The sequence below is a fragment of the Arthrobacter oryzae genome (assembly GCF_030718995.1).
In the GTDB taxonomy this organism is placed as follows: Bacteria; Actinomycetota; Actinomycetes; order Actinomycetales; family Micrococcaceae; genus Arthrobacter; species Arthrobacter oryzae_C.
The window spans coordinates 3782990-3794066 of record NZ_CP132204.1 but is presented as its reverse complement, the minus strand read 5'-3'; the positions used below and the strand labels follow the sequence as shown (position 1 = coordinate 3794066).

Genomic DNA, 11077 nt, shown 5'->3' with positions numbered 1-11077 from the left:
ACCGGCTACTTCGTGATCCGCATGGTGCTCTCGTCCGGCTGGCCATTCATGGTGTGCATGGCGAAGCCGGAGCGGATGGTCACCTGGGAGGGCAGACTGGCCAGCGGGATCACGTGGGCCTCGCTGATCATGAGCTTCTGTGCTTCCTGGTAGGTCCCGCAACGCTCGGCGTCATCGGTTTGGGTCATGGCCTTGGACACCAGGTCAAGGACGGGCTGGTTCTCCAGGCCGCCCCAGTTGAGGCCCCCCTTTTCCACAGGGGTTCCGATGACCGTGGATAGCGCCCCGTACATGGTGCCCCCGGCGTTGATGCCGCCCATCACGGTGATGTCCCAGGTGTCGAGCTTCTGGGTCAGGTCCGTGCTCCAGGTGGCCAGGTCCACGTTTCGCAGTTCAATGTCGGCACCGGCTGTGCGGAGCGCCTCGGCAACGTAGGTGTTGGCGGCGCCGTTGGGGCCGAAGACTTGTGCACCGACCATGCGGATCTTGACGCCGGCCAGGGTGGCTTTCGCCGCTGCGGGGTCTGACTTGATGAGCAGTCCGGTGTCCTTGTTGGAGCACGGCACGCCCGGATGGGCGAATGAGGAGTAGAGCTCGCCGAGGCCACCCGAGGCCGCCTGGTTGAAGGCGGTGGAGTCCAGAGCCTGGGCAACGGCCTTGCGGAGGGCCGGGTCGGTGAAGGGGTGGCCGGGGCGTTCGTTGAACATCACGTACAGGCTGCCCTGGGGAATCACCTGGGTGCTGAAGTCCTTGTTGCCGTCGAAGCGGGTGGCGTCCTTGCCACGGATGGTGGCAAGGTCTTTGGTGCCGGTGAGGAGTTCGTTGGACACGGCGCTGGCGTTGGCGTTGACGCTGGCTTCGATGATCCTGGCCGGGGTGCCCTCGATTTCGGTCTGGTACTCGGGCCAGGCCTTGTAGTCCTCGCGGAGCGTGAAGGTGTAGGCCACGCCGTGCTGCTTTTTGGTCAGGGTGTAGGGACCGGAGAACGCCCCGGGGATGTCCCCGGCGGTCAGCGCCTTGGGGTCTTTGAGGCCGGCCGGGCAGACGATGCCGGTGGCGTGCAGGGACAGTCCTTGGAGGAGGTCTGTCCACGGCTGGGCAAGCTTGACGGTGACGGTGCCGGCGGCGTCATCGGCCGTGACGGTGGCGGGCCCTTCGCCCAGGACGAGCGGACGGAAGCTGGATTTGCTGTCCGGGGACGCGAACACTTTGAGCGATTCCGCCACCACGGCTGCGGTGATGGGCGTGCCGTCAGCGCAGGTGGCACCGCTGCGGATGGTGAAAGTGCCTTGGGTGGGGGTGATGTCCCACTTGGTGGCGAGGTCCGGCACGATCTTGTTGTTCTCGTCGCGGCGTACCAGCGTGGAGAAGAGGAGGCGGTTGATGCCGTAGTCGTCGGCGTTGCGGACCTCTACCGGAGCAAAGCTGGTGGGGTCGGCGTTGACCACGGTCCGGATGGTGTCGGTGGAGGCCTGCCCGGCTGTGGAACCCGTGGTGGCGGTGCCGGTGGTGCAGCCGGTGGCGGCGACGGCGATGGCCACGGCAGCGGCGGCCAACGGAGCGAGCCTGCGGCCGCGCCGGACCGCAGTGCCTGCGGTGGGCGGGAAAGTCTGAATCACGAGGGGTCCTTAGATTGGTCCGATGCGAGCGCAGGGGCCGCGGCGTGTGGCGGCGGCGGACACCTGCAGAATCGAGTATGTGAGCCGCATCTCAGAACGTCTAAGACTCATTATTTACAGATGTCATGCCGTTCGGGCATGGAGCGCGGAGTTCCGCGGCCCCAGCGGGTCCGGGGCTGTCATCCGGGCCAGGGTCAGCACCGGGGCACGGCCAGATGACCCGTTTGTTGCGGACCCGGTGGCGGGAAACCGCGGGTGGCACGCTTACCCTGTTCCGGTGACCCCAACCCTCTTTGCCAATGCGATCTTCCATACCCTCAACCCGGCCCAGCCCCGCGTCGAAGCCCTGCTGGTGGCGGACGGCGTCATCCTGGGGGCCGGGCCGTCAGCCCAACTCCGTGCCCACGCACCCGCCGGAACCAAGACCATGGACCTGGGCAACGCCGTCGTGATTCCGGGTCTGACCGACGCCCACATCCACACCGCCAGCCTGGCCAGGTCCATGCACGAGTTGGATCTGCGGGGCGCGGGCAGCCTGGCCGAAGCGCTGGCTGGAATCGGCGCCGTTCTGCCGCGGTACCAGGCAGGCGAGTGGATCCTGGGCGGCTGGTGGGATTTCAACAAATGGCAGGTTCCGGTGCAGCCGGACAGGACCAGCCTGGACGCGGTCTGCCCGCGCAATCCCGTGGCCCTCACCAGCGCGGACGGCCACACGGTCTGGGCCAACTCGCAGGCATTGCAGCAGCTGGGCATCACCCGGGACACACCCCACCCGGCGGGCGGGGAAATAGTCCGCGACGCCGGCGGTGAGGCCACCGGAATCCTGCGGGAAAGCGCCGTCTACCCGGTGCGGAAATTGGCGGCGTCGGGGGTCTCCGGAAACCTTCCGGAGCAACTGAGGGAGGCGCAGCGGTACCTGCTGTCCCTGGGCATCACCGGCGTCCACGATATCGACAGCGCTGATGCCCTGGCCGCCTACCGGACCCTGCGTGAGGAGGAAGAGCTGACCCTGCGCGTCCACAAGCTGCTGGCCCAGGACGACCTTGAGGCCTCCATCGCAGCCGGCATCAGGACCGGCCAGGGTGACAGCTGGATCCGTCACGGGGCCGTGAAGATCTTTGCCGACGGCGCTGCGGGATCACACACGTGCCACATGAGCCAGCCCTTCCCGGGCGGCACCGGCCACGGCGTGGAGGTGACGGCCTATCCTGAGCTGCTGGCGCTGGCCGGCCGGGCGGCGGAGGCAGGCATCGCCGTCGCAGTGCATGCCATTGGCGACCGCGCCAACACCCTGGTGCTGGACGCCCTGGCCCCAATTCGGGATACCACCGCGCTGAACGGCCTGCGGCACCGGATCGAGCACGTGCAGTTCCTGCAGCCCGCGGATGTCCCGCGGGTGGCCGAACTGGGTGTGGTGGCGTCCATGCAGCCGCAGCACTGCCCCAGCGACCTGCCCATTCTGGGCATGGTTGAGGGCCGGGGCCTGGCGTCCTACGCCTGGCGGAGCCTTCTGGACGCCGGCGCCATGGTAGCCTTCGGCTCCGACTCCCCCGTGGAAGTTCCCAACCCGTTCCACGGTCTGCACGCCGCCATCACGCGGACCACCGCCGCCGGGGAGCCCGACGGCGGGTGGGAACCGCAGGAGCGAATCTCATTGGCTGAGGCCCTGCACGCCTACTGCGTAGCCCCGGCGTTCGCCTCCGGCGAGGAGGCGCTCAAGGGCACGCTAGCCCCCGGAATGCTCGCGGACTTCGCGGCACTGGACACCGATATCTTCACGACAGACGCCGCCGGGATCAGGGACACCATGGTCCACATGACCGTCACCGGCGGGGCTGTGCGATACCGGCGGGACGCCTGAGCCGGCCGGCGCAGCCGGGCGGGTGAGCTGGGCGCCTGACCCGGGAGTCTGAGCTAGTCTGCCCGCACCTTCGAGGTGGCGATGGCGCCGCCCAGGGAGATCAGGCCGATGACCACGAGCAGCGAGGCCGGTCCCCACGACGCGTTGCCGGAGAAGGTGAGGAAGACGGTGGCGAGCGCCGGCATGAACCCGGCCACGACGGCGGACAGGTTGGCGGACAACCCCATGCCGGTGTATTTGACCTGCGCCGGGAAGAGCCTGTCGATTAGTGCGCCGATAATGGCGTAGGTGATGGCGCAGGGGCCGAAGGCCAGCACCATGGCCAGGATGATCAGTCCCGGATCCCTGCTGTCCACAAGCCAGAAGATGGGGAAGGCCAGCGCAATGAAGATCGAGTAGCCAATGATACCCACCCGTGCCGCGCCGAAGCGGTCGGCAAGGCGGCCGGCGAGCACGGTCATGACCATCTGGGCCACGGCGCCGATAGTCATGGCCGTGAGGATCACGGTTGACGGCAGGCCCAGGACCCGGGTGACGTAGCTGATCATGAACGTGGTGAGGATGAAGAAGCCGGCGTTGCCCACCAGGTAGGTGCACACGCCGATGGCCAGCTTCGCTTTGTACTGGCGGAACAGTTCGATGACCGGGGCCTTTGTGGTTTTGTCTGTGGCTTTGAGTTCCTGGAACTCCGGCGTCTCCTCCACGTTCCAGCGGAGCCAGAGTGCCACGGCCACCAGGACAATTGAGGCGATGAACGGCAGCCGCCAGCCCCAGGCCATGAAGTCGTCCCTGGGCAGCAGGGCCACCAGCGTGATGGCACCTGTGGACAGCAGCGTGCCTACCGGCGACCCCAGCTGGACCAGGGCCGCGTACAGCCCGCGGCGTTTCGCCGGGGCATACTCGATGGCCATCAGGGTGGCACCGCCCCACTCGCCGCCGGTGGCAATGCCCTGGACCGCACGCAGGAGAGTCAGCAGAACGGGGGCGACGACGCCGGCCGTTTCGTAGGTGGGCAGCAGCCCCATGAGCGTGGAGGCGGCTCCCATAATCATCACGGTGGCCACCAGGGCGCCGCGCCGGCCGTACTTATCCCCGACGTGGCCGAAGATGAGCGCGCCGACGGGCCGGGCGATGAACGCTGCGCTGAAGCTGAGGAATGCTGCGACGGTGGAGGCCACGGGATCGCTGCCGGGGAAGAACAACGGTGCAAAGACGATTGCGGCGGTGGTTCCGAAGAGGAAGAAGTCGTACCATTCCAGCGCCGTGCCGATGAAAGCGGCGGCCACCACCTTGCCGGGACTGGACGGGGCGCCTGCGGGCACTGGCGGTGCGGGGGCAGGCGACGCTGCAGGTGGTGCGGCCGGGGAGCTCGCCGCTCGTGATTCTTGATGTGTCATGGGAGGTCCTCAAATGGCGGTGCAATGTTGATGGGCTGTGAGAGCGCCGATGGCTCTGTCCCATGAAACGTACTGTGAGGTGTTACATACCCGCCAATACTTCTTCTTGCGTTTAGGTATACCCAAAGAGCATGCTGTTTCCATGAACCTTCGCCGCCTGCAGTACTTCCTTGCCGTCGTGGACGCCGGTACAGTGACCGCCGCTGCCGAACGGATCCACATCGCACAGCCTGCCCTCAGCCGGCAGATAAAGACCCTGGAAAACGAGCTCAAGCTACGCCTCTTCGAGGCCCAGGGCAACAAGCTGGCCCTGACGCCCGCCGGACGGGCATTCATCCCGGCCGCCCGACGTCTCATGGTGGAAACCCAAGGCATGGAAGCTGCCGCGGACGCCCTGCGCACCGGACGCGTGACCACCCTGGTGGCAGCGGCCACGGCGGCCTCGGTCCGCGGGTTCTTGGCGCCCTACATCGCCACCACTGGGCCCGAGGATCCACTCATCATTACGCAGGAGACCAGCCACTTCGCCATTGCCGAAGCGCTGCTGCACGGCTGCGATTTCGCCGTCTCCCCTGCCGCGCCGGAGCCGGGGCTGACCACCATGCCGCTGGGCAGCATCCCGTTGACCGCCTATGTGGCTGCGGACCACGAATGGGCCCGCGACGGCGTCACCGAACTTCCGCTCTCCGCCCTGTCCGTCCAGCATGCCATCCTGCCCTCCCACCAGAGCGTTAGCCGCTATATCCTGGACGACGCCCTCAACCAGGCCCACCTAAGCTTCCGCCAGGTCTCCGAATGCGACGACGGGCAAACCATCATGGCGCTGGCGGCGGCCGGGCATGGGATTGGCGTCACCACTGACCTGCCTGCCTATGGCACCCACCCCATCAGAATCCTGGCGGGCACAGAGGCCAGTCCGGGGCCCGCATTGCGCCTTCCGCTACATACCGCCTGGATCCCGGGCCATTTCGCGGAGGACACCATCCGGGCAGTGGCCCGGCGGATCCGAGCTTTCCTCAACCAGCAGGGCGCAGTCATCAAGGACGACGCCAGGGTGTAGTCAGCTTTATGCCTAGCAGGCATGGTAGAGCGACTAAATAGACATTAGACAGCATGGAATTAGCTTCCGATACTTGGTGGAACGCAATGAAACACCCACACAACTCGGGAGAACCGCATGTTCCTGGACGCGCTGTACACCAACGGATCGTTCTACACCCAAGACGGCCGGCGTCCGCATGCCCACAGCGTAGGGATCCACAACGGGCGCATTGTCAGCCTCGATAACGACCTGCCCGCCTCGCTCTTCAGCGGCGTCTTCGACTTGGGGGGCGCCGCCGTCGTCCCCGGTTTTAATGATGCCCACTGCCACCTGAGCTACGTGGGCCAGTCGTTGGTCCAGGCCGACCTCCGGCCGGCCGCATGCGGCACCATGGACGAACTGCTGGCCGCCGTGGAGCGCGCCTGCCTGGCCGCGCCGGAAGGGGCGTGGGTCCAGGGTGCCGGCTACGACCAAAACCATCTGGGCAACCAGCACCCTACGGCGGAGCAGCTAGATGCCGTCAGCCACGGCCACCCGGTGTGGCTGATGCACAACTCCCGGCACATGGGGGTGGCCAACACGGCCGCTTTCGAACGGGCAGGCTATCCCGGCCGCCGCAATGTCACCGCGCCCGACGGCGGGGCGGCACCCGCCGATGCTGCCGGCAGGGCCATCGGGCTGCTTCAGGAAACGGCCCGGGCACTGGTTATGGACGCCATTCCCGGCCCCGGCGTGGAGGATGTTGCCGACATGGTGGGCGCAGGCAGCGCCGCCCTGCTGGAACTTGGCGTCACCAGCATCACGGAGCCCGGCCTGGGCGCTCCGCAGCACATTGGCCACAGCCTGTCCGATATTGCCGGCTACCAGGCCGCGCGGGATGTCGGGAAACTTGGCGTGCGGGCCACGGTGATGCCGTACCTGACCACCCTGCACGGGCTGGGCGACGCCGATGGGGCCGGGGACGGGGACGTGGACGCTGCTAACGGCGAGGTTTCCCGGATGGGCCTGGACCTGGGCATGCGCTCCGGCTTCGGCGACGAATGGCTCCGGCTGGGCCCGGCCAAGATCCTGTCCGATGGTTCGCTGATCGGCCGCAGCGCGTTCATGTGCTGCGATTACCAGCACGCGGCCAGCGAGCCGGCAGGCAATCGCGGGCTCCTGCAGTTCCCGGCCCAGGAGCTGCGCCGCCGCGTCATCGGCGCACACCGCGCGGGCTGGCAGGTGGCAACGCACGCCATCGGCGATGCCGCACTGGATGTGGTGCTGGACATCTTCGAGGAAGCCCAGCAGCTCTACCCGCGCCCGGATGCCCGGCACCGGGTGGAACACGTCAACGTGGCCGGCGATGACCAGATCAAACGGCTGGCATCCCTGGGCCTGATCCCCGTACCGCAGGGCCGCTTCATCAGCGAACTCGGTGACGGCGCGGCCCGGGCGCTGGGGCCGGAGCGAACGCGCCTCGCCTACCGGGTGAAGTCCCTGCTTGACGCCGGCATCGAAATCCCTGCCAGCTCGGATGCACCAGTCGTGTCAGGGGACCCCCTGCTGAACATCCATGATCTGGTGAATCGTCGCACGTCCTCTGGGGCTGACTTCGTTCCGGAGGAACGCATCAGCGTGGCCCAGGCCGTGCGCGCCTACACCGTGGGCAGTGCGCATGCGGTGCACGAAGAGCACTACAAGGGGTCGCTGGCACCGGGCATGCTGGCCGACTTCGTGGCACTGACAGAGGACATTTACAAAGTGCCGGCGAAGGACATCGGCGATGTCCGCGTCAAGGCCACCGTGTTGGGCGGCGAACTGGTGCACGGCAGCCTTTAGCGCTGACGCGCCGCGGAGGCGGCCGCAGCGGGGCACTCGCTGGCCCCCACCGCTGCGGTGTCTGCCGCCGACATTGTCCATGCTCTTTGGTTATCTGATTTGAACTTTATATGTATTAGACAGCATGAACTTGGTTGCCAATACTTGAGGAAACCCTTGGCACCGGCACTGCAGCCCGCCGCCACCGACGGCCAGATCCTGGCCACTCTGTAAAGGAGCACTACTTTGAAGACCACAACCCACGCCGGCCAGGCGATCGTTGATTCCCTGGCCTTGCATGGCGTCAACCGTGTATTCGCCGTCCCGGGAGAAAGCTACCTGGCCGTTCTCGACGGACTCCACGGAGCCGACATCGAAACGGTTGTCTGCCGCCAGGAAGGCGGCGCCGCCTACATGGCCGAAGCCCACGGCAAGTTCACCGGCGAACCCGGTGTGGCCATGGTGACCCGCGGACCCGGAGCCGCCAATGCGTTCGTCGCGATCCACGCCGCCTGGCAGGACGCCACCCCCATGGTCCTGTTCGTGGGCCTGATCCCCGTCGCGGACCGAGAGCGCGAGTCCTTCCAGGAATTCGACCCCAAAGCGTGGTTCGGCACCCAGGCCAAGCGCGTCCTTGTCCTCGACGAAGCCTCCCGGGCCTCTGAGGTGGTGGCCGAAGCATTCTTCGCCGCCAAGTCAGGGCGCCCCGGTCCCGTGATCGTCGGCCTGCCGGAAGACGTCATCACCCACGAGTTCACCGGTGGCCTGCACGCGCCCATCGCCGTGGCTGAAGGGGCAGTGTCCCTGGCTGAGCTGGACCTGGTCCGCACCGCGCTGGCCCGCGCAGAGAAGCCCGCCCTGTTCATCGGCGGCCAACGCTGGACCCCCACCGCCGCAGCAGCAATCACCACCTTCGCCGAAGCCAACGGCATCCCGGTCATCCAGGACTGGCGCGCCTCGGACCGCATCCCGTTCAATTCCGAGGTGTTCGTCGGTGCCCTGGGCTACGGCCGCACCGCGGAGACCGCCCGGATATTCGCCGAGGCCGACGTGCTGCTGGCCATCGGCGCGGTGCCCACAGACGTTCCGACCGACGGCTACACCCTGCGGCAGTCACTGGACGCAACGAACATCGTCGTCAACATCGACAGTTCCCTGCGGGGACGCTCAGGCGCCGTGACGGCCCACATCCTGGCCAGCCCGGTGGCCTTCGCCGCCGCCGTCAAGAATCTGCGCCTGGGCAAGGCTGCACACTGGGACTCCTGGCGCGCCGCCGGCCGGGCCGCGCAGGCTGCGTTCAGCGAACTGCCGGACGTGGCGTCTCTTCCGGCAACCCGTGAAGGCACCGGCCACATGAGCGCCGTGGTGTCCGAGCTGGTCCGGCGCCTGCCTCAGGACGCTGTATACAGCTTCGGCGCCGGCAACCACTGCGCCTGGGCACAGCGGTACCTGCCCACGAACGTGTTCCCGTCGCAGCTGAGCATGCGCAACGGTTCCATGGGCTACAGCGTGCCGGCGGCAGCGGCCGCGTCACTGCAGAGCCCGGATCGCCTGGCCGTGGCCATCGCCGGCGACGGGGAATTCCTGATGAACGGCCAGGAGTTCGCCACGGCAGTGCAGTACGGCGCCGCGATGCTCATCATCGTGATGGACAACGGCCAGTACGGCACCATTCGGGACCACCAGGAGCACCATTTCCCGGGCCGCGTCAGCGGCACGCAGCTGGCCAACCCCGACTTCGCGGCCTACGCCCGCGCCTTCGGCGGGCACGGCGAAACCGTGACCAGCGACGACCAGGCCGCGATCGCCGTCGAACGTTCCCTTAAAGCTGTCCAGGACCAGCGCATCCCGGCCATCATCCACGTCATCACCGACCCCGCGATCGCCCTCCCCTAACCGATCCAACCCGACTGAAGGAGCACATCATGAGCCTCTATGCCGTCACCAACCCGGCCACCGGGGAGACCGTCAAGGCCTACCCCACCGCCACCGATGAGCAGATCCACGCCGCAGTAACCACCGCCAACGCCGCCTTCAAGGCCTGGAACCGCACGGCGCTGGCGGACCGGGTGAAGCTGCTGGGCCGCGTGGCCGAGCTGTACACCGAGCGCTGCGACGAGCTTGCCGGCATTGTCACCCGGGAGATGGGCAAACCCGTCTTCCAGGCGCAGATCGAGGTGGACATCGTGGCGTCCATCTACCGGTACTACGCCGAGAACGGCCCGGCCTTCCTCGAGGACGAGGAGCTGGAGGTCGCGGCTGGCGGCACGGCAATTGTCCGCAAGGACGGCCTGGGCGTACTGCTGGGGATCATGCCGTGGAACTTCCCGTACTACCAGGTGGCCCGGTTCGCCGCGCCCAACCTGATGAACGGCAACACCATCCTGCTCAAGCACGCCCCGCAATGCCCGGAATCCGCGCTGGCCATGGAGCAGATCTTCCGCGACGCCGGCGCGCCCGAAGGCGCCTATGTCAACGTCTTCGCCACGAACGGTCAGGTGGCGGACATCATCGCCGACCCCCGCGTGCAGGGCGTGTCCCTGACGGGTTCGGAGCGCGCAGGGTCCGCCGTGGCGGAGATCGCCGGCCGGAACCTCAAGAAGGTGGTGCTCGAACTCGGCGGCTCGGACCCGTTCCTGGTGCTGGACTCCGCGGACCTGGACCGGGCGGCAACGCACGCCCTGTTCGGCCGCTTTGGCAACACCGGCCAGGCCTGCAATGCGGCCAAACGGATCATCGTGGCGGACGCGGTGTACGACCGGTTCGTGGAGAAGTTCGTGGGTGCCGTGGCCTCCGTGAAGGTGGGTGACCCCACCGAGGCGGACACGTTTATAGGGCCACTGGCCTCCGCAGCCGCTTTGGACGGGCTGGCGGAGCAGGTGGACGACGCCGTCGCGAAGGGCGCCACGGTGCTCACCGGCGGTGGGCGGCTGGAGCAGCCGGGATCCTGGTTCCAACCTACGGTCCTGGCCGGCGTCACCGAGGACATGCGTGCCTTCTCAGAGGAGCTGTTTGGGCCGGTGGCAGTGCTGTACCGGGTGTCCTCGGAGGATGAGGCCGTGGAGCTGGCCAACAACTCCGTCTACGGGCTGGGCGCCGTGATCCAGTCAACCGACCCGGAGAAGGCCGCGGAGATCGCCGACCGGCTGGATGCCGGCATGGTGTACATCAACGAAGCCCCCGGCACCGCTGCCGAGCTGCCCTTCGGCGGCATCAAGCGCTCCGGCGTGGGCCGCGAACTGGGCAAATACGGCATGGATGAGTTCGTGAACCGGAAGCTAATCCGTACCGCGAAGTAGGCGGCGGGAATCCCCGATGAAAAAGCGGCAGAACCACAACGCACGGCCCCAGACACCCA

7 protein-coding genes are annotated in these 11077 nt (G+C 67.3%); 5 read left to right on the top strand and 2 right to left on the bottom strand.

Annotated elements, in window-relative coordinates:
* Positions 1-5: 5 nt before the first annotated feature.
* Positions 6-1619, bottom strand: a complete 1614-nt coding sequence (locus tag Q8Z05_RS17290) for an ABC transporter substrate-binding protein (RefSeq protein WP_305940807.1) — start codon at positions 1617-1619, stop codon at positions 6-8.
* A 277-nt stretch (positions 1620-1896) separates the two neighbouring features.
* On the opposite strand from Q8Z05_RS17290, the gene Q8Z05_RS17285 reads away from it, so the two are divergent.
* A complete protein-coding gene (locus tag Q8Z05_RS17285; protein WP_305940806.1) occupies positions 1897-3480 on the top strand; it encodes an amidohydrolase in 1584 nt (527 codons plus the stop codon).
* Between the two features lie 53 nt (positions 3481-3533).
* Here the strand turns inward: Q8Z05_RS17285 and Q8Z05_RS17280 are convergent, their stop codons facing one another.
* A complete protein-coding gene (locus Q8Z05_RS17280) occupies positions 3534-4877 on the bottom strand; it encodes an MFS transporter (RefSeq protein ID WP_305940805.1) in 1344 nt (447 codons plus the stop codon).
* 142 nt (positions 4878-5019) lie between these two features.
* On the opposite strand from Q8Z05_RS17280, the gene Q8Z05_RS17275 reads away from it, so the two are divergent.
* From Q8Z05_RS17275 to Q8Z05_RS17260, 4 genes are all read left to right on the top strand, one after another.
* A complete protein-coding gene (locus tag Q8Z05_RS17275) occupies positions 5020-5937 on the top strand; it encodes a LysR family transcriptional regulator (RefSeq protein ID WP_305940804.1) in 918 nt (305 codons plus the stop codon).
* 117 nt (positions 5938-6054) lie between these two features.
* Positions 6055-7740: an amidohydrolase gene (locus Q8Z05_RS17270; RefSeq protein ID WP_305940803.1), complete on the top strand. Its 1686-nt coding sequence runs from the start codon at positions 6055-6057 to the stop codon at positions 7738-7740.
* Positions 7741-7965: 225 nt separating this feature from the next.
* Positions 7966-9615: a thiamine pyrophosphate-dependent enzyme gene (locus Q8Z05_RS17265; protein WP_305940802.1), complete on the top strand. Its 1650-nt coding sequence runs from the start codon at positions 7966-7968 to the stop codon at positions 9613-9615.
* A gap of 29 nt (positions 9616-9644) precedes the next feature.
* Positions 9645-11018, top strand: a complete 1374-nt coding sequence (locus tag Q8Z05_RS17260; RefSeq protein ID WP_305940801.1) for an NAD-dependent succinate-semialdehyde dehydrogenase — start codon at positions 9645-9647, stop codon at positions 11016-11018.
* The last annotated feature ends 59 nt before the right edge of the window (positions 11019-11077 follow it).

Coding starts and splice junctions, on each gene's coding strand:
- Q8Z05_RS17270 (WP_305940803.1), top strand. CDS start 6,055: ATGTTCCTGGACGCGCTGTACACCAACGGATCGTTCTACACCCAAGAC.
- Q8Z05_RS17280 (WP_305940805.1), bottom strand. CDS start 4,877: ATGACACATCAAGAATCACGAGCGGCGAGCTCCCCGGCCGCACCACCT.
- Q8Z05_RS17275 (WP_305940804.1), top strand. CDS start 5,020: ATGAACCTTCGCCGCCTGCAGTACTTCCTTGCCGTCGTGGACGCCGGT.
- Q8Z05_RS17260 (WP_305940801.1), top strand. CDS start 9,645: ATGAGCCTCTATGCCGTCACCAACCCGGCCACCGGGGAGACCGTCAAG.